The following is a 19,304-nucleotide window of genomic DNA, read 5'->3' as shown; positions in this document are numbered from 1 at the left end:
CTAGGTCACTCTGCGCTATAGAAATCTGCGCTTGGTCAGAAGTTCAGCTGACTTTTTAGATATTTCACATTTTTTTTACAAGGTGAATTTTTCGACGTCGCCGGCGACTTGGCCCAACAGGGCCAGCGTGTTGCGCAAAGACTCGGGATCGGCGCTGGTCCAGAATCTGACCGGTCGGTTCGGCCCTTCGGCGAGCAGATCCCGCTCGGCCAGCAGCCGCTGCAATTGGCGGGCTACTGCCGCGCCGGTGTCGATCAGGCTGATGCTCTCGGGGATCATCGACTTGAGCATCGGCTTGAGAAACGGATAGTGGGTGCAGCCCAGAATGATCGTGTCGCAACCGTTCGCCAGTAGCGGATCGACGTAGTGCTTGAGCAATGCACGCAACTCGGGGCTGTGAAGATCGCCGCTTTCAATCCGCTCGACAAGTCCGGGGCACGGCTGCGTGATGACCCGCACATCCGTGGCAAAACGATCGAGCAGCGCTGCAAACTTCGCACTCTGCAAAGTGCCGGTAGTGGCTAGCACGCCCACCACGCCGCTGCGGGTGGCGGCGGCGGCCGGTTTGACCGCCGGCTCCATGCCGACAATCGGCCACTCGGGAAAGTCCCGGCGCAAATCAGCGACGCCGGCCACGGTCGCGGTGTTGCACGCGATCACCAGCGCCTTGGCGCCCTGCTCGCGGAAAAAACCGGCCATCACGCTGCAACGCTGGCGGATGAATTCCGGAGTTTTCTCGCCATAAGGAATATGGCCGCAATCGCCGAGGTACAGCAGCGATTCATTCGGTAGCAGTTGCTGGATTTCCGCCAGCACCGACAGACCGCCGACGCCGGAATCGAAGACGGCAATCGGCGCTTCACGCATGCTGCGAACCACAGACGCTGCAACCCGGATCGCGCTTGACCCGCAGCTCACGGAATCGCGAGCCCAGCGCATCGATCAACAGCAGACGACCCACCAGTGGCTCGCCAAAATCTGCCAGCAACTTCAAGGCTTCCAGCGCTTGCAGGCTGCCGACCAGACCGACCAGCGGCCCGACCACGCCGGCTTCGCTGCAAGTCAGTTCGGCTTCGCTGCCGTGGCCGTACAGGCAGTGGTAGCACGGGCTCTCGGCGCGGCGCGGGTCGAACACCGAAAGTTGTCCTTCGAGGCGAATCGCCGCGCCGCTGACCAATGGCTTGCGCGCGGCCACGCACGCGGCGTTGACCGCTTCGCGGGTGGAGAAATTGTCCGAGCAGTCGAGCACCAGATCCACCGACGCCACGGCTGCGGCGAGAGAATCTTCGTCCAGCGCCTGACGATGGGGCACCAGTTTGATTTCAGGATTGATCGCGCTCAGGCGCTTGAGCGCCGAGTCGACCTTGGTCATGCCGACGCTGTCGGTGTCGTGAATGATCTGGCGTTGCAGGTTGGTCAGGTCGACCGTGTCGAAATCCGCCAGGTGCAATTCACCAACACCCGCCGCCGCCAGGTACAGCGCCACCGGCGCGCCGAGACCGCCGAGGCCGACGATCAATACCCGGCTGTCCTTGAGCTTCAACTGGCCATCGATGTCGATGTGTTGCAGCAGGATCTGCCGACTGTAGCGCAACAATTCCTGATCATTCAGCACGGCAGGCGCCCCAGGCTGATCCGTTGATGGCCGCCCAGATCGGTGCGGCTGTGGACTTCGTCGAAACCGTGCGTCAGCAACAGATCGCGCACGGCTTCGGCTTGATCATAGCCGTGTTCGAGCATCAGCCAGCCGCCGGCTTCCAGATGGGCCGGCGCCTGGGCGATGATCAAGCGCAGATCGTCGAGCCCGTCGATGCCGGCCACCAAGGCGCTTTCCGGCTCGAAGCGCACATCGCCTTCCACCAGATGCGGATCGGCCGCGCGAATGTACGGCGGGTTACTGATGATCAACTCGAAACGCTTGCCTTCGAGGGCGCTGAACCAGTGGCTGCTCAGCACCGTGGCGTTGTTCAAGTGCAGGCGCTGGCGATTGCGTTCGGCCAGGGCCACCGCTTCCAGCACGCGATCCACGGCGGTGACTTTCCACGCCGGGCGCTCGCTGGCCAGAGCCAGGGCAATCGCCCCGCTGCCGGTGCCCAGATCGAGAACTTTGGCCGGGGTCGCCGGCAGCAATTCCAGTGCGGCTTCCACCAGCAGTTCGGTGTCCGGGCGCGGGATCAGCGTGTGCGGCGCGACTTCCAGATCCAGCTTCCAGAAACCCTGCTGACCCAGAATGTAGGCGACCGGCTCGCCGCTGCGACGACGTTGCAGGTACTCGGCAAAAACCAGTGCGGCTTCGCTGGGCACGATGCGCTCGGGCCAGGTGTGGAGAAAACTGCGCGACTTGCCCAGCGCGGCGGCCAGAAGCAATTCGGCGTCCAGACGCGCGGTGGGCGAGTCCGGCAGTTCGGCGGCGCGCAACAGGCTGGCGATGATGGTCATTTACTCACCTATCGCTGCGAGCTGGTCGGCCTGGTATTCGGCCAACAACGGCTCGATCACCGCTTCGACGCCACCGGCGAGGATTTCGTCGAGGGAATACAGGGTCAGGTTGACGCGGTGGTCGGTGACCCGGCCCTGGGCAAAGTTGTAGGTACGGATGCGCTCGGAGCGGTCACCGGAACCCACCAGCAATTTACGTTCGCTGGCGATGGCGTTGGCCGCCGCCGCCGTCTGCTGGTCGTTGAGTTTGGCCGCCAGCCAGGCCATCGCCCGGGCACGGTTCTTGTGCTGGGAACGTTCTTCCTGGCACTCGACAACGGTGCCGGTCGGGATGTGGGTGATGCGGATCGCCGAGTCGGTGGTGTTGACGTGCTGACCACCGGCCCCGGAGGAGCGGTAAGTGTCGACGCGCAAATCCGCCGGGTTGATCTCGATGGCTTCGCGCTCGTCCGGCTCAGGCAATACCGCCACGGTGCAGGCCGAGGTGTGGATTCGGCCCTGGGATTCGGTGGCGGGTACACGCTGTACGCGGTGCGCGCCGGATTCGAATTTCAGCTTGCCGTAAACATTGTCGCCTTCGATGCGGGCGATGACTTCTTTATAGCCGCCGTGTTCGCCTTCGTTTTCCGAGAGTATCTCCACGCGCCAGCCACGCCGTTCGGCGTAACGCGAGTACATGCGGAACAGGTCGCCGGAGAAGATCGCCGCCTCGTCGCCACCGGTGCCGGCGCGGATTTCGAGAAACACGTTGCGCCCGTCGTTGGGATCCTTGGGCAGCAACATGCGTTGCAGGTCAGATTCCAGCGTGATCAGCAACTCCTTGGCTTCGCGGACTTCTTCCACGGCCATTTCACGCATGTCCGGGTCGCTGTCCTTGAGCAGCGCCTGCGCGCCTTCAAGATCGCTTTGTACGCCGAGCAGCTTTTTATAGCCTTGTACCACCGGCTCAAGTTCGGCGTATTCCTTGGAATAGGCGCGGAATTTGGTCTGGTCGGAAATGACTTCGCCGTCGCCGAGCAGCGCGGTCAGTTCCTCGAAACGGTCCTGGAGAATGTCCAGCTTATTGAGCAGTGACGCTTTCATTGCGGTTTTTTATCCGAAAAGCTATCCGGTGAGCCCTCGAGGGCAAAGAGTTCCTGAGCCATGGCCAGCGCATCGAGGCGGCCTTCGGCAGAAAGCTTTTTCAACTGCACGCTCGGGGCGTGCAGGAGTTTGTTGGTCAGGCCACGGGCCAGTTGCCCGAGCACGTCTTCGGCGTTGCCGCCATTGGCCAGCAGGCGCAGGGCCTTTTGCAGTTCTTCGTCGCGCAGGCGTTCGCTCTGTTGACGATAGGCCTTGAGCACGTCGACCGCCGCCAGCTCGCGCAGGCGCACCATGAAATCGTCGGCGCCGACCGAAACCATCTCTTCAGCCGCCTGCGCTGCACCCTGACGGCTCTTGAGGTTTTCGGCGACCACTTCGTGCAGATCGTCGACGCTATAGAGGTAAACGTCGTCGAGTTCGCCGACTTCTGGCTCGATGTCACGGGGAACGGCGATGTCGACCATGAAGATCGGCTTGTGCTTGCGCAACTTCAGCGCGCTTTCCACCGCGCCCTTGCCGAGGATCGGCAACTGACTGGCGGTAGAACTGATGACGATGTCGCTGCGCACCAGTTCGGCCGGGATGTCCGAGAGCAACACCGCGTGGGCACCGAACTGTTCGGCCAGCAGGCTGGCGCGCTCGAGCGTCCGGTTGGCGACCACGATGCGCTTGACCCCCAGTTCATGCAGGTGACGGGCGACCAGGGTGATGGTCTCGCCGGCGCCGATCAGCAGGGCCTGGCTGCGTTGCAAGTCGCTGAAAATCTGTTTGGCCAGGCTAACGGCGGCAAACGCCACGGACACCGGGTTCTCACCGATCGCGGTGTCGGTACGCACTTGCTTGGCGGCGTTGAAGGTCGCCTGAAACAGTCGCCCGAGCAGCGGCCCGATGGTGCCGGCCTCGCGGGCAACGGCGTAGGCCGATTTCATCTGGCCGAGAATCTGCGGTTCGCCCAGCACCAGCGAGTCGAGCCCGGAGGCGACGCGCATCATGTGACGAACTGCCGCATCATCCTCATGCACATAAGCACTCGCGCGCAGCTCATCGAGGCTTAAATGATGATAGTCGGCCAGCCAGCGCAGCACGATATCGGCCGAAAGCTGATCCTGTTCTATATACAGCTCACTGCGATTGCAGGTGGAGAGGATCGCAGCTTCGCGGCTGTCGGTGAGTCGGCAGAGCTGCTGCAAGGCCTCCACCAGCTGCTCAGGGGTAAAGGCCACGCGCTCGCGGACGTCTACTGAAGCAGTCTTGTGGTTGATACCGAGTGCAAGGAAGGCCATTCAAGGTCGCTGATGGTGACGTGAAGCCGGCAATTGTCCTACTTCGTCAGATTCAGAACAACTACCGCTGACTATTGTCCCAATTGTCGGCCCCTATAATGGCCACAATCGAGACTCGGTTATGTTTGGCCGAAGGCTTGTGTCATGATGATCCGACCGCAGGTTAGTCGTCCTCTTCCTATATGAATAGATCTTCCGCGTTGCTCCTCGCTTTTGTCTTCCTCAGCGGCTGCCAGGCCTTGGCCCCCGTTTCGCAGGACGGTGCCTCACCGGTCGAAGACACCACGCCGGCCCCTGAAAAGCCCAAGGTTTACAGCTCGTTCAGCCAGGAAACGGTGTTCAGCCTGCTGAGCGCCGAGCTCGCTGGCCAGCGCAATCGTTTCGACATTGCCTTGGACAACTACGTGACCCAGGCCATCAACACCCAGGACCCGGGCGTTTCCGAGCGTGCGTTCCGCATCGCCGAGTATCTGGGTGCCGATCAGCCGGCTCTCGATACCGCGCTGATCTGGGCGAAAAACGCCCCGGACGACCTCGAAGCGCAACGCGCCGCCGCCGTGCAACTGGCTCGCGCCGGGCGTTATGACGACTCGATGGTCTATATGGAGAAAGTCCTGCAGGGCAAAGGCGACACCCATTTCGACTTCCTCGCGCTGTCGGCCGCCGATACCGATCAGGAAACCCGCAACGGCCTGATGAAAAGCTTCGACCGCCTGTTGCAGCGTCACCCGAACAACAATCAGCTGATTTTCGGCAAGGCCCTGCTGATGCAGCAGGATGGCGACACCAAGGGTGCGCTGACCCTGCTCGAAGACAATCCGCCGGAAGACGGCGAGATCGCCCCGATCCTGCTGCGCGCACGCCTGCTGCAAGGGCTGAATCGTGGCGACGAAGCCTTGCCGCTGTTGCAGAAAAGCATCAAGAAATACCCGGACGACAAGCGACTGCGCCTGACCTACGCGCGGATGCTGGTGGAACAGGACCGGATGGACGACGCCAAGGTCGAGTTCTCCACCCTGGTTCAGCAATACCCGGAAGACGACGAACTGCGTTATTCCCTGGCGCTGGTCTGCCTGGAAGCCAAGGCCTGGGACGAGGCCAAGGGCTATCTGGAAGACCTGATCGCCCGGGAAAGCCATGTCGATTCGGCGCACCTGAACCTGGGCCGCATTGCCGAAGAACGCAACGACCCGCAAGGCGCGCTCATCGAGTACGCCCAGGTCGGCCCGGGCAACGACTATCTGCCGGCGCAGCTGCGTCAGGCCGATATTCTGATGAACAACGGCAAGACCGCCGAAGCCCAGAGCAAACTGGCCGCCGAGCGTGACGAGCAGCCGGATTACGCGATCCAGTTGTACCTGATCGAAGCCGAAACCCTGTCCGCCAACAATCAGGGCGACAAGGCCTGGAAAGTCCTGCAACAAGCGTTGCAGCAATACCCGGACGATCTGAATCTGCTTTACACCCGTGCAATGCAGGCGGAAAAACGCAATGACCTGGCGCAGATGGAAAAAGACCTGCGCCTGATCATCAAGCGCGATCCGGACAACGCCATGGCCCTCAACGCCCTCGGCTACACCCTGTCCGACCGCACCACCCGCTACGCTGAAGCCAAGGCGCTGATCGAGCAGGCGCACCAGATCAACCCGGAAGACCCGGCGGTTCTCGACAGCCTCGGCTGGGTGAACTTCCGCATGGGCAATCTGGAAGACGCCGAGAAATACCTGCGTCAGGCCCTTGAGCGCTTCCCCGATCACGAAGTCGCCGCGCACCTGGGCGAAGTGCTGTGGGCCAAGGGCAAGCAGCGCGAAGCGAAACAAATCTGGGGCAAGTTCCTCAAGGACCAGCCTGACAGCACCATCCTGCGCAGCACCATCAAGCGCCTGACCGGATCCGAGACTCTTTAACTCATGTTTTTGCGCCACGTCATAGTTTTCAGCTTCATCGCCCTGCTCGCCGGTTGCGCGGGTTTCGGCGCTCGTGAATCGGTCGAAGGCCACGGCAATCCGGGCCAATGGCGCGAACACAAACAGCAATTGACCGGCCTCGACGGCTGGCAGATCGACGGCAAGATCGGCATCCGCGCCCCGAAAGACTCGGGCAGCGGCACGCTGTTCTGGCTGCAACGTCAGGACTACTACGACATTCGTCTGTCCGGCCCGCTGGGTCGTGGCGCCGCTCGGCTGACCGGCCGTCCGGGCGCGGTGTCGCTGGAAGTGGCGAATCAGGGCCGTTATGAAGCGCCGACTCCGGAAGCACTGGTCGAAGAACAACTGGGCTGGAAACTGCCGGTCTCGCATCTGGCCTGGTGGGTTCGCGGCCTCCCGGCACCGGACAGCAAAAGCCGTCTGACTCTGGACGGCAACAGCCGTCTGGCCAATCTGGATCAGGATGGCTGGCAGGTCGAATACCTCAGCTATGCCGAACAGAACGGTTACTGGCTGCCCGAGCGGATCAAGCTGCACGGCACCGACCTGGACGTGACGCTGGTCATCAAGACCTGGCAACCGCGCAAATTGGGGCAATAACGCATGACCGCTCCACGCCTCACTCTGCCCTCGCCGGCCAAACTCAATCTGATGCTGCACATTCTCGGTCGCCGTGAAGACGGTTATCACGAGTTGCAGACGCTTTTTCAGTTCCTCGACTACGGCGACGAAATCACCTTCGCCGTGCGTGACGACGGCGTGATTCGCCTGCACACCGAATTCGACGGCGTGCCCCACGACAGCAACCTGATCGTGCGCGCGGCGAAGAAACTGCAGGAACAATCCGGCTGCTCGCTCGGCATCGACATCTGGATCGACAAGATCCTGCCGATGGGCGGCGGCATCGGGGGTGGCAGTTCGAACGCGGCCACCACCCTGCTCGGCCTCAATCACTTGTGGCAACTGGGTTGGGATGAAGATCGCCTGGCTGCACTGGGTCTCACACTGGGCGCGGACGTGCCGGTGTTCGTGCGTGGCCACGCAGCTTTCGCCGAAGGTGTCGGCGAGAAACTGACCCCGGTCGAGCCCGCCGAACCGTGGTACGTCGTGCTCGTTCCGCAAGTCTCTGTTAGTACGGCAGAAATTTTTTCAGATCCATTGTTGACACGTAACACGCCGCCCATTAAAGTGCGCCCCGTTCCCGAGGGAAACAGTCGAAATGACTGCTTGCCGGTGGTCTCGAGGCGTTATCCAGAAGTACGTAACGCATTGAATTTGTTAGGTAATTTTACCGAAGCAAAACTCACCGGAACTGGAAGTTGTGTGTTTGGGGGCTTCCCAAGCAAAGCTGAAGCTGATAAAGTCTCGGCCCTTCTGACAGAGACCCTTACAGGGTTTGTAGCGAAAGGAAGCAACGTTTCGATGTTGCATCGCAAGCTGCAAAGTCTGCTCTAAAGGAACCAAGTGCCCGGCACTTGCAAGCAACAGATACAGGGGCGTCGCCAAGCGGTAAGGCAGCAGGTTTTGATCCTGCCATGCGTTGGTTCGAATCCAGCCGCCCCTGCCATTTTCCTATACTCATCCAGGTATACCCTCAGCCTTCAGGTACTGCGCGTGTCCAAGATGATGGTCTTTACGGGGAACGCTAACCCCGATCTGGCTCGGCGTGTCGTACGTCAGCTGCATATCCCTCTCGGTGACATCTCTGTCGGTAAATTTTCCGACGGTGAAATTACAGCCGAGATCAATGAAAACGTTCGTGGTAAAGACGTCTTCATTATTCAGCCGACTTGCGCTCCGACCAACGATAACCTGATGGAACTGGTAGTGATGGCTGATGCCTTCCGCCGCTCCTCGGCTACTCGTATCACTGCTGTTATTCCTTATTTTGGTTATGCCCGTCAGGATCGCCGTCCGCGTTCCGCACGTGTGGCTATCAGCGCGAAAGTCGTTGCTGACATGCTCACCGTAGTCGGCATCGACCGTGTTCTCACGGTTGATCTGCATGCTGACCAGATTCAGGGTTTCTTCGATATTCCGGTAGATAACATCTACGGCTCCCCGGTTCTGGTGGATGACATCGAAGATCAGCGCTTCGAGAACCTGATGATCGTGTCCCCGGACATTGGTGGCGTCGTGCGTGCACGTGCCGTTGCCAAATCCCTGGGCGTGGATCTCGGGATCATCGACAAACGCCGTGAGAAAGCCAATCACTCTGAAGTGATGCATATCATCGGTGATGTCGAAGGGCGTACCTGCATTCTGGTCGATGACATGGTCGATACCGCCGGCACTCTGTGCCACGCGGCCAAGGCCCTGAAAGAGCATGGCGCAGCCAAGGTCTTTGCCTACTGCACACACCCTGTGCTGTCGGGTCGGGCCATCGAGAATATCGAAAATTCCGTGCTGGACGAGCTGGTGGTCACTAACACCATCCCGCTGTCCGCTGCAGCACAAGCCTGTGCACGTATCCGTCAACTGGATATCGCACCGGTTGTTGCCGAAGCGGTTCGCCGCATCAGCAATGAAGAATCGATCAGCGCGATGTTCCGTTAAGGGCCCTGCCCTTCTCGAAATGTCTCGTTGACGAAAAGCGCCCCGCCCCCGCATTCCTGCGGGGGCGGGGCTTTTTTGCCCATACCGTGTTCGGCGCTGGTCGCAAACGCCACTCGGTCATGGCTATTTTGGAGATACAAAATGAACGATTTTACTCTGAATGCTGAAGCGCGTTCCGACCTGGGGAAAGGTGCGAGCCGCCGCCTGCGTCGTCTCGCTGCCCTGGTTCCAGCTGTTGTTTACGGTGGCGACAAAGCCCCTGAATCCATCAGCATGCTGGCCAAAGAAGTTGCCAAACTGCTCGAAAACGAAGCGGCTTACAGCCACATCATCGAGCTGAACGTTGGTGGCACCAAGCAAAACGTGATCATCAAGGCTCTGCAGCGTCACCCGGCCAAAGGCCACGTGATGCACGCTGACTTCGTACGCGTTGTAGCTGGCCAGAAACTGACCGCTATCGTTCCTGTGCACTTCATCAACGAAGCTGCTCCAGTGAAGAAAGGCGGCGAAATCTCGCACGTTGTTGCCGAGATCGAAGTTTCCTGCCTGCCGAAAGATCTGCCTGAGTTCATCGAAGTCGACCTGGCTAACGCTGAAATCGGCACCATCGTTCACCTGTCCGACCTCAAAGCTCCTAAAGGCGTTGAGTTCGTTGCTCTGGCTCACGGTAACGACCTGGCTGTTGCCAACGTCCACGCTCCACGTGTTGCTCCAGAAGCTACCGAAGAAGGCGCAGCAGAGTAATTCACTCTGTCATGCCTGAGTGAGCAGGTAACATCGCGGACTGGAACGTAGCGAGAAAGCGGGCGGGAACGCGGAGTTTACATCCATGGTAAATGAGCATTTTTCGTCCACTTTCGCCGCCTTCCCTGATCGCGGCGATGTTATCCACCACTCAAAGGAAGGGCCCCTATCGTGACTGCCATCAAACTGATCGTTGGCCTGGGAAATCCAGGCGCTGAATACGAGCAGACCCGGCATAACGCAGGGGCCCTTTTTGTTGAGCGCATCGCCCACGCACAGAACGTGAATCTCGTGGCCGATCGCAAGTATTTCGGCCTGACCGGGCGCTTCTCGCATCAGGGTCAGGATGTTCGTCTGCTGATTCCCACCACCTACATGAACCGCAGCGGCCAGGCCGTGGCGGCACTCGCCGGTTTCTTCCGCATCAAGCCTGAAGAAATCCTGGTGGCGCACGACGAACTCGATCTGCCTCCGGGCGTCGCCAAACTCAAAGTCGGCGGCGGCCATGGCGGTCACAACGGGTTGCGCGACATCATTGCGCAATTGGGCAATCAGAATACGTTCCACCGCCTGCGGCTTGGCATCGGCCACCCGGGCGTCGCCAGTATGGTTTCAAATTTCGTCCTGGGTCGTGCGCCACGCGCCGAACAGGAAAAACTCGATGCCAGCATCGACTTTGCCCTCGGCGTGCTGCCGGATATCCTCGCCGGTGAATGGAACCGCGCGATGAAAAACCTGCACAGCCAGAAGGCCTGACTCTAATCCGAGGGGAAACACCATGGGATTCAATTGCGGCATCGTCGGCCTGCCTAACGTCGGCAAGTCCACCCTGTTCAACGCCCTGACCAAATCCGGGATCGCGGCCGAGAACTTCCCCTTCTGCACCATCGAGCCGAACAGCGGCATCGTGCCGATGCCGGATCCGCGTCTGGACGCTCTGGCGGCCATCGTCAATCCAAAGCGCATCCTGCCGACCACCATGGAATTCGTCGACATCGCAGGCCTGGTTGCCGGCGCGTCGAAAGGTGAGGGCCTGGGCAACAAGTTCCTGGCCAACATCCGCGAAACCGACGCGATCGCTCACGTCGTGCGCTGCTTCGAAGACGAAAACGTGATCCACGTTTCCAATAGCGTCGACCCGAAGCGCGACATCGAAATCATCGACCTGGAACTGATCTTCGCGGACCTCGACAGCTGCGAGAAGCAACTGCAGAAAGTCGCGCGCAACGCCAAGGGTGGTGACAAGGACGCAGTGGCCCAGAAGGCCCTGCTCGAGCAACTGATCCCGCACTTCACTGAAGGCAAGCCTGCACGCAGCCTGATGAAGAACATGAGCGCCGACGAAAAAGCGATCATCAAGGGCTTCCACCTGCTGACCACCAAGCCGGTCATGTACATCGCCAACGTCGCTGAAGACGGTTTCGAGAACAACCCGCACCTGGACGTGGTCAAGGCCATCGCCGAAGAAGAAGGCGCCATGGTCGTTCCGGTCTGCAACAAGATCGAAGCGGAAATCGCCGAGCTGGACGACGGTGAAGAGAAAGACATGTTCCTCGAGGCCCTGGGCCTGGAAGAGCCTGGCCTGAACCGCGTGATCCGCGCCGGCTACGAAATGCTGCACCTGCAGACCTACTTCACCGCCGGTGTCGAAGAAGTCCGCGCCTGGACCGTCCGCGTCGGTGCCACCGCACCGCAAGCCGCTGGCGTGATCCACACCGACTTCGAGAAAGGCTTCATCCGCGCCGAAGTGATCGCCTACAACGACTTCATCCAGTACAAGGGCGAAGCGGGCACCAAGGAAGCCGGTAAATGGCGTCTGGAAGGCAAGGACTACATCGTCAAAGACGGCGACGTGATGCACTTCCGCTTCAACGTGTAAAAGCTGCACCCATGAAAAAGCCGCGTTTGATACGCGGCTTTTTTGTGCCTGAAATTCGGCCCGTCAGGCCTTTTTGGTTCTCGGCAGGAAGATCGCCAGCACCCCGAACAGCGGCAGGAACGAGCACAGGAAGTACACGTATTCGATGCCGTGAATGTCCGCGAGATGACCGAGCAACGCCGCGCCAATCCCGCCGAAGCCGAACATCAGACCGAAGAACACCCCGGCAATCATCCCGACATTGCCCGGCACCAGCTCCTGCGCGTACACCACGATCGCCGAGAACGCCGAAGCGAGGATGAAGCCGATCACCACGCTCAGGACAGTGGTCCAAAACAGATCGACATGCGGCATCAGCAGCGTGAACGGTGCCACGCCGAGGATCGAGAACCAGATCACCGCCTTACGCCCGATCTTGTCGCCAATCGGCCCGCCGAAGAACGTGCCCGCCGCCACTGCTCCGAGGAACAGGAACAGATGCAGCTGGGAACTGGCCACCGACAGGTCGAACTTCTCGATCAGGTAGAAGGTGAAGTAACTGGTCAGGCTGGCCATGTAGAAATACTTGGAGAACACCAGCAACCCGAGCACCACCAACGCGCTGATCACTCTGCCCTTCGACAGTCCATGAGTGGCGGCCTGGCCAGCCTTGAGCTTGAACAGGTTCAGGTGATGGGCGTACCAGCGGCTGATGCGATAGAGCACGAACAGCGCAAACACCGCGAACAGCCCGAACCAGGCCACGTTGCCCTGGCCGAAAGGAATGATGATCGCCGCTGCCAGCAACGGGCCGAACGCCGAACCCGCATTACCACCGACCTGGAACGTCGATTGCGCCAGACCGAAACGTCCACCCGATGCCAGCCGCGCGATACGAGAAGCTTCCGGGTGAAAGGTCGAGGAGCCGATACCAATCAGCGCCGCTGCCAGCAGAATCAACGGGAAACTGCCAACCATCGACATCATCACAATGCCGATCAGCGTGCACACGGAACCTGCCGGCAACAGCCACGGCTTCGGATGCCGGTCGGTGTGATAACCGACCCACGGCTGCAGCAGCGAAGCGGTCAATTGGAATGTCAGGGTAATCAGGCCGACCTGGGTGAAACTCAGGCCATAGTTGGCCTTAAGCATCGGATAGATCGACGGCAGCACTGACTGGATCAGGTCGTTGATCAAATGCGCCAGCGCCACCGCGCCGATGATGCGCATCACCAAAGGGCTGCTTTGTGAAGGAGCGGACGCCGAGGCAGCGGCGGTCTGAACGTTGCTGATAGCCATGGGAGTTTCCGGACTGCAGATGGATGCACGCGGGCAGGTGCGTCAATGTGCCATTTTTCGGTGCGCCAGCGCCATCCCCTTAGCCAGCTAACGAACTATTCAGTCGTCGCGCTACAAGTGATAGCGCAACGCCATGGTCTGAATCTTGCCTTGCTTATCCGCTTGAACGCGGCGCCCTTACAAAGGGCATCGAGAATGGGAAGTTTCGCTACAGAGCCTGCCTACAGAGCGGGCAAGGGTGAACTTTCGAGGCCTTTTAGCAGGGCACCAATCCCGGTCGCAACGACCGCGATGCACGCCGATGGTGCGTGGTGTCCAGAGGAGTCATGGGGCATGCAGGCTTTCTTATCACCGGGGATCAGGTTGCTGGGGCGGTTTGGCTTCGCGCGTAAATTCCAGTTGTTGTTTCTGCTGTTTATCCTGCCATTGGCCGGCAGCCTGTTGATGATCGGCCAGGACTATCGCGACAAACTCAACCTGATCGCCGGCGAACGTGCCGGTGTGCGGCAGTTGCTCGCCCTCGATGCTCTCGACAACCTGCTCGCCGCCCAACGCGACCGCGCCGCCCGCTGGCGCGCCACGGAAACCAACCGCCAGCCGACGCCAGCGACCCTTGCCGCGATGGCTGCGTTCGATGGCGTACAACCTGCTGCTGCCCAGGCGACGCTGGACTTGGGCAATGCCTTGCAAGCCGAAGGCGCGGAAGGTGAAACCCAGACCCGCTATCAGGCCCTGCAAGCCGCGCTGAATGGCCTGGACTCGAAAAGCCTTTCCGGTGTCGGTTGGTGGCCGGACGGTTACGACCGTTTCACCAACGCCCTCAGCGCCCTGCAAGCCTTGCGCGAACAGATCGCGATGGACAATCGCCTGATCCTCGCGCCGTGGCTGGAGACCTATCTGCTGACGCAGATTTCCACCCAGCACGCACCAGACCTGATCGAGCGGGTCGGTCGGCTGGCAGCCGTCGGCCAGGCGTCCGTGGTTTCCGGCCAGTTCACCCTGCAAAGCCGTCTGCAACTGCGCGACCTGCGCAGCCGCATCGGCGATGCCCGCGAGCAGCTGGTGAAAACCGCGAGCCTGCTCGAAGCGCGTCTGCCGCCAGCCCTGCAAGGCTGGGCCGGGCAATATCACGACAGCCTTAAACAGCTGGACGCCGGGTTGAAAGTGCTGGATGACGGCGTGTTCGGCGGCAGCATCAATCTCAAGCCTGAAGAATTCGAGCGCACTCTCGATGCCCTGCTCGGCAACCTCGCCACGCTGCGCCAGCAATCGCTGATGTCGCTGGATCAGCGGCTGGATGACTACCACGGATCGGCGATTCGTCAGTTCATCGTTGTCGCGTCTGTGTTCGGTTTCCTGTTGCTGGCGGCGCTGTATTTGTTCGTCTGCCTGCAAGCCTCGATCCGTCGTAGCGCCAGCGGCATCACCGTGCTCGCCGAAGCGCTGCGCGACGGCAATCTGAGCCTGCAGGTGCCGGTCGTGGGTCGCGATGAACTCGCCTCGATCAGCACCGCACTCAACGTGGCCGTAGTGCAACTGCGCACCAGCCTGCTGGGAGTCGATCACGAGACGTCGCAACTGAGCAACGCGGTGCGCAGCCTCAACGATCACTCCAGCGGCGCTCTCAGCGAAGTCGAAGCGCAGCAATTGCAGATCAGCCAGATCGCCGCAGCGGCCACGCAACTGGCGGCGACGTCTCAAGGCGTGGCGCAGAGTTGTGAACAGGCTTCCGGCAGCGCTCAGCACACCCGGCGCATTGCCGCCGACAGTAGCCGTGACAGTCAACGGACCACGGCGAGCATCCAGCAGCTCAATCAGCGCCTGAACGAAACTGCCGCAGCGCTCGGCCGGGTCAGCGAGCAAGGGCAGCAGATTCAACTGGTGGTCGATACCATTCGCGGCGTCGCCGAGCAGACCAACCTGCTGGCGCTCAACGCGGCTATTGAAGCAGCTCGCGCCGGCGAACAAGGTCGTGGTTTTGCCGTGGTAGCCGACGAGGTACGCAGCCTGTCGCAACGTACGCAATCGTCCACAGCGCAGATCGCCGGTACAGTCGACAGCCTGCGCAACACGGTCAATGAAGCCGTGAGCCTGATGGAGGCTGCCTGCGGCCAGGCACAATCGGACGCGGAAGCGGTCACGGGACTTGGCGAACGCCTGGGGGAGATCGCCAGCGCCGTGCAGAGCGTCACCGACACCCTCGCGCAAATCGCCACGGCGGTCGAGGAACAGGCGAGCACCGCCGATGAGGTCAGCGGCAATATCCAGCAGGTCGATCAAGCGGCGGTTCGTCTGCTCGAAGGCGCGCGGGCCGTGAATCTCGCGGCGGACACCTTGAGCCAGGGCAGCCATGCCTTGAGTGCCAACACCGGAAGATTTCAGCTGCGTTGAAAGCCCCTCCCGCCCCGATTTTCGGCGCGGGAGGATAAGCGGTTGAAAATAAGAAGAAATATTTTGAATTTACGCTTGACGCTTTTCCATTTCAGGGGAATAATGCGCGCCACTTGGCTACATAGCTCAGTTGGTTAGAGCATAGCATTCATAATGCTGGGGTCCGGGGTTCAAGTCCCTGTGTAGCCACCAAGTACTAAAAACGGCTTACCGAAAGGTAGGCCGTTTTTTTATGCCTAGAGAAAAGTGCCCTTCCTCAGTGAATCGGCTGGCTCCGTAGGAACCGGGTGCGAAAAGCGTACGAAGAGGATTTTTCGTTCGATCAGGCCCCTGCATCCCTACCAGTCGATTTGATCGCCATCCCCACTGACCCACAAGCTCCCCTGTCTCGATCCAACGACAGACAGGGAGTTGTCATGGACCTGGACCAAGACCTTTTCGATGATATCTGGCGCCGAAAGCTTCCAAACGGCGGCGCCTCATGGGCAGCATGGAATCCGCCCCGAGAGCCAGAGCCCGTCTACGTTCCAACAGATGAATGGCCAACCCCAAAGCCCCGCGACGATCTGGTATTTGCCAAGTCCTGCACACCGGACAACTGGTGTCGAACGGATGCCGGCACAACACCTGAGCCCGCCTCCAGTTTCGGCAAGATCATGGTGGCGGGCGCCATACGCTTTCCCGCAGCCAGTAAGGTCGTAGCGAAAGCAATCGGCGTCGATCTGGCCTTGGGGCGCATGGCGGGCGGTGGAATTCTGCAGCAACGTCTCAACTGGGCAATCCGTGGTGCGACAGGCCCGGCCAGTGTTTTCATCCTAGGGATGCTGCCGGCCAGAATGGGCGACGGCACCCTTTATACCGACGAACAACTGCGCACCCTACCCCGCGCCACCACTCGCGTGCGCTTCCAGTTCCGACGTGATGCCGGAGGGGTCATGCAGGTCTACGGCATCCACACCGGCGTCTCGGGCGACGACTCGGTGCGTACCGTAAAAGTCGAGTGGAACAGCGACAAGAGCGCCATGGAGGCGAAGCTCAACGGCATCACGATTTTGTGGACGCCGCAACGCGGGCCGCTGGGATCGATGCCGCCGCTGGTTCACCCGGAGCACGGCGAAGCACTGAGTACGATCCTCGTCCACCCGATCGCCGCGAACACCGACAGCCAGATTGAAATCCTGCCCGGCGAAGACATCACCGCCGAGGATTGTATTCTGGTGTTTCCGGCTGAGACCGGGCTGAAGTCGCTGTATGTGGTGTTTTCGAAACCGGCGAGATTGATGCCGGGGACGGTGACGGGGGTTGGGGAGGATGTTTCCGGTGTATGGCTTGACCATGCCCGGGGGGGATCTGGTGCGCCAATCCCAACCAGCATTGCCGATTCGCTAAGAGGGCGTGAATATTCCAGCTTTGATTCATTCAGGCGCGCCTTCTGGGCCGAAGCATCAAAAGATACCAGGCTAGCCGGGCAACTCAGCGAAGATAGCTTGGAGCGTATGCGCAACGGAAAGGCGCCTCGCGCCCGATTAGCTGATGCGGCTGGTAAAAGAATCTCTCACGAAATTCATCATGTGGAACTGATATCTCAAGGCGGCGAGGTCTATAACGTTGACAACCTGAGGGTCCACACTCCTAAAAATCACGTCGAAATACACCAGGATTGAGGCAACTGCATGAGCGACCCCTTCATCAAAAGCAATTTCTCTGATTACACCGAACAAGACTTCGTTGAGTTCATTGACGAGATCAGAAAGGAAGACAAGGCACCTACAGATGACCGTGCAGATATTCTATTGCTGCACTTCAACAAGATCGTTGGGCATCCGAGCAAGATGGATCTTATCTACTACCCTGAGCCAGGTGCTGACACGTCGTCATCTGGCATAGCCCGTACAATCGCGACATGGCATGAAGCAAACGGACTGCCAGGATTCAAGAAGTGAAGATTCATGGTCAATCACTGAAATGACTTCACACCACTAAGTATTAAAAACGGCTTACCAAAAGATAGGCCGTTTTTTTGTGCCTCGAGAAAAGTGGCCTCCTCTGCAGATCAGCCAGATTCCGTAGGAACCGGGTGCGAAAAGCGTACGAAGAGGATTATTCGTTCGATCAGGCCTCTGCATCCCGGCAAGTCGATTTGATCGCCATCCCGATTGACCGACACGCTCCCCTGTCTCGATTCCCGGACAGACAGGGAGTGGTCATGGACCTGAACAAATTCCTTTTCGACGATGAGTGGCGTCGAAAACGCCCGAGCGAAAACGCGACATGGACCGGATGGATTCCGCCCCCGCCGCCAGAACCCGTTTATATCCGGACAGACGAATGGCCATCGCCAAAGCCTCGCGACGATCTGGTATTTGCCAAACCCTGCACACCGGATAACTGGTGTCGAACGGATGCCGGCACAACACCTGAGCCCGCCTCTCACTTCGGCAAAGTCATGGTGGCAGGCGCCCTGCGCATTCCCGCTGCCAGTCACGCCGTAGCGAAGGCCATCGGCGCCGATCTGGCGTTGGGGCGCATGGCCGGTGGTGGAATCCTGCAGCAGCGCCTTAATTGGGCAATCCGCGGTGCGGGAGGCCCGGCCAGTGTGTTCATCCTCGGGATGCTGCCGAACCGAATGGGCGACGGCACGCTCTACACCGACGATCAGCTACGCACCTTGTCTCGCGCAACCACTCGCGTGCGGTTCCAGTTCCGACGCGATGCCGAAGGGGTCATGCAGGTCTACGGCATCCACACCGGAGCCTCGGGCGACGACTCGGTGCGTACCGTAAAAGTCGAGTGGAACAACGACAAGACCTCCATGGAGGCGAAGCTCAACGGCATCACGATTTTGTGGACGCCGCAACGCGGGCCGCTGGGATCGATGCCGCCGCTGGTGTATCCGGAACACGGCGAACCACTCAGCACGATTCTCGTCCACCCGATCGCCGCGAACACCGACAGCCAGATTGAAATCCTGCCCGGCGAAGACATCACCGCCGAGGATTGTATTCTGGTGTTTCCGGCTGAGACCGGGCTGAAGTCGTTGTATGTGGTGTTTTCGAAACCGGCGAGATTGATGCCGGGGACGGTGACGGGGATTGGGGAGGATGTTTCCGGTGTATGGCTGGCAGGAGCTGGAACAGGGATTGGAGTGCCGATTCCGACGCGGATTGCGGACAGACTCAGAGGGAGGGAGTTTTCAAACTTCGACGCGTTCAGAAAAGCATTCTGGCAAGCCGTGCGGGATGATCCAGAACTTTTCGATCAGTTCAATTCGGATGCCCAAGATCGTTTAATGTCGGGCAACGCACCAGCGGTTCGAGACAGGGAGTCTGTAGGCACAAGAGGGGTATTTGAAATACATCACGTCGAGCGGATCACTGATGGCGGCGCTGTCTACGACATAGACAACCTCCGAATCAACACCCCTAAAAACCACATCTTTCAACACAAAAAACAGTGAACGCACATGGAAAAAATATCTGAATACACTGAAACCGAATTTATCCGTTTCATCGAAAAAATACGTGCCACCAATAAAAGTGGATCGGACACGGAGCTTGGCGAGCTGCTGGCACAATTCAGAAAGCTTACCGGTCACCCGGACGGCACCGACTTGATTTTTTATCCCGAACCAGGAGAGGACAACTCTGCCATGGGCATTACGAAGACCGTAAGAGAATGGCGCGCCGCCAACGGGCTGCCAGGATTCAAGCAGTAACCCTC

General features: G+C 59.8%; 18 protein-coding genes and 2 tRNA genes. 14 read left to right on the top strand and 6 right to left on the bottom strand.

The features are described 5' to 3' along the window. Positions 1-75: 75 nt before the first annotated feature. Genes murI through hemA form a run of 5 tightly spaced genes read right to left on the bottom strand, consistent with a single transcriptional unit; the run spans position 76 to position 4,805 of the window. The gene (gene murI, locus AC07XZ_RS21705; protein WP_102687530.1) at positions 76-867 is read right to left on the bottom strand and encodes a glutamate racemase; all 792 of its coding nucleotides are present in this window, start codon (positions 865-867) and stop codon (positions 76-78) included. Then, positions 860-1,615: a molybdopterin-synthase adenylyltransferase MoeB gene (locus AC07XZ_RS21700; RefSeq protein WP_102687529.1), complete on the bottom strand. Its 756-nt coding sequence runs from the start codon at positions 1,613-1,615 to the stop codon at positions 860-862. Before AC07XZ_RS21700 ends, murI begins: the two co-directional genes overlap by 8 nt. Continuing rightward, positions 1,609-2,439, bottom strand: a complete 831-nt coding sequence (gene prmC, locus AC07XZ_RS21695) for a peptide chain release factor N(5)-glutamine methyltransferase (protein WP_102687528.1) — start codon at positions 2,437-2,439, stop codon at positions 1,609-1,611. Before prmC ends, AC07XZ_RS21700 begins: the two co-directional genes overlap by 7 nt. After that, a complete protein-coding gene (prfA, locus tag AC07XZ_RS21690; protein ID WP_007951714.1) occupies positions 2,440-3,522 on the bottom strand; it encodes a peptide chain release factor 1 in 1,083 nt (360 codons plus the stop codon). Continuing rightward, entirely contained in the window at positions 3,519-4,805 is a 1,287-nt protein-coding gene (gene hemA / locus AC07XZ_RS21685; protein WP_007951716.1) for a glutamyl-tRNA reductase, read from the bottom strand. The genes prfA and hemA overlap by 4 nt, the downstream gene beginning before the upstream one ends. Before the next feature lie 182 nt (positions 4,806-4,987). Here hemA and AC07XZ_RS21680 point away from each other — a divergent pair, with 182 nt between their 5' ends. From AC07XZ_RS21680 to ychF, 8 genes are all read left to right on the top strand, one after another. Beyond that, on the top strand, positions 4,988-6,712 hold the full coding sequence (locus AC07XZ_RS21680; protein WP_085606997.1) for a tetratricopeptide repeat protein: 1,725 nt from the start codon (positions 4,988-4,990) through the stop codon (positions 6,710-6,712). Between the two features lie 3 nt (positions 6,713-6,715). Then, the gene (gene lolB / locus AC07XZ_RS21675) at positions 6,716-7,333 is read left to right on the top strand and encodes a lipoprotein insertase outer membrane protein LolB (protein ID WP_039766346.1); all 618 of its coding nucleotides are present in this window, start codon (positions 6,716-6,718) and stop codon (positions 7,331-7,333) included. Positions 7,334-7,336: 3 nt separating this feature from the next. Further along, positions 7,337-8,188: a 4-(cytidine 5'-diphospho)-2-C-methyl-D-erythritol kinase gene (gene ispE, locus AC07XZ_RS21670; protein WP_007951723.1), complete on the top strand. Its 852-nt coding sequence runs from the start codon at positions 7,337-7,339 to the stop codon at positions 8,186-8,188. A 37-nt stretch (positions 8,189-8,225) separates the two neighbouring features. Beyond that, positions 8,226-8,300 (top strand) — tRNA-Gln (locus AC07XZ_RS21665). Between the two features lie 47 nt (positions 8,301-8,347). Then, positions 8,348-9,289, top strand: coding sequence for a ribose-phosphate pyrophosphokinase (locus AC07XZ_RS21660; RefSeq protein ID WP_003171603.1), 942 nt, complete (start codon positions 8,348-8,350; stop codon positions 9,287-9,289). A 141-nt stretch (positions 9,290-9,430) separates the two neighbouring features. Further along, positions 9,431-10,033 carry a 50S ribosomal protein L25/general stress protein Ctc gene (locus AC07XZ_RS21655; RefSeq protein WP_102687527.1) on the top strand — a complete coding sequence of 201 codons (603 nt, stop codon included), beginning with the start codon at positions 9,431-9,433 and terminating at the stop codon, positions 10,031-10,033. A 171-nt stretch (positions 10,034-10,204) separates the two neighbouring features. Further along, complete coding sequence (gene pth / locus AC07XZ_RS21650; protein ID WP_007951726.1) at positions 10,205-10,789, top strand: aminoacyl-tRNA hydrolase; 585 nt, start codon at positions 10,205-10,207, stop codon at positions 10,787-10,789. 22 nt (positions 10,790-10,811) lie between these two features. Continuing rightward, positions 10,812-11,912 carry a redox-regulated ATPase YchF gene (ychF, locus tag AC07XZ_RS21645; RefSeq protein WP_085607001.1) on the top strand — a complete coding sequence of 367 codons (1,101 nt, stop codon included), beginning with the start codon at positions 10,812-10,814 and terminating at the stop codon, positions 11,910-11,912. A 63-nt stretch (positions 11,913-11,975) separates the two neighbouring features. Here ychF and AC07XZ_RS21640 read toward each other — a convergent pair whose 3' ends face one another. Then, complete coding sequence (locus tag AC07XZ_RS21640) at positions 11,976-13,193, bottom strand: MFS transporter (protein WP_102687526.1); 1,218 nt, start codon at positions 13,191-13,193, stop codon at positions 11,976-11,978. Positions 13,194-13,526: 333 nt separating this feature from the next. Between AC07XZ_RS21640 and AC07XZ_RS21635 the strand changes: the two genes are divergently transcribed. The 6 genes from AC07XZ_RS21635 to AC07XZ_RS21610 all read left to right on the top strand — a co-directional run bounded on the left by AC07XZ_RS21635 (position 13,527) and on the right by AC07XZ_RS21610 (position 19,299). Next, positions 13,527-15,584, top strand: coding sequence for a methyl-accepting chemotaxis protein (locus AC07XZ_RS21635; protein WP_102687525.1), 2,058 nt, complete (start codon positions 13,527-13,529; stop codon positions 15,582-15,584). A 115-nt stretch (positions 15,585-15,699) separates the two neighbouring features. Next, positions 15,700-15,776 (top strand) — tRNA-Met (locus AC07XZ_RS21630). A gap of 224 nt (positions 15,777-16,000) precedes the next feature. Beyond that, a complete protein-coding gene (locus AC07XZ_RS21625) occupies positions 16,001-17,248 on the top strand; it encodes an S-type pyocin domain-containing protein (RefSeq protein ID WP_102687524.1) in 1,248 nt (415 codons plus the stop codon). Positions 17,249-17,257: 9 nt separating this feature from the next. Then, the gene (locus AC07XZ_RS21620) at positions 17,258-17,527 is read left to right on the top strand and encodes a bacteriocin immunity protein (protein WP_011335930.1); all 270 of its coding nucleotides are present in this window, start codon (positions 17,258-17,260) and stop codon (positions 17,525-17,527) included. Between the two features lie 263 nt (positions 17,528-17,790). Beyond that, positions 17,791-19,041, top strand: coding sequence for an S-type pyocin domain-containing protein (locus AC07XZ_RS21615; protein ID WP_102687559.1), 1,251 nt, complete (start codon positions 17,791-17,793; stop codon positions 19,039-19,041). A 6-nt stretch (positions 19,042-19,047) separates the two neighbouring features. Beyond that, on the top strand, positions 19,048-19,299 hold the full coding sequence (locus AC07XZ_RS21610) for a bacteriocin immunity protein (protein WP_085745399.1): 252 nt from the start codon (positions 19,048-19,050) through the stop codon (positions 19,297-19,299). Positions 19,300-19,304: the final 5 nt, after the last annotated feature.

This window comes from Pseudomonas sp. GW458-11-26-14-LB4, from assembly GCF_059423925.1.
Note: the sequence above shows the minus strand (reverse complement) of the source record. Positions and strands in the feature narration are given on the sequence as shown.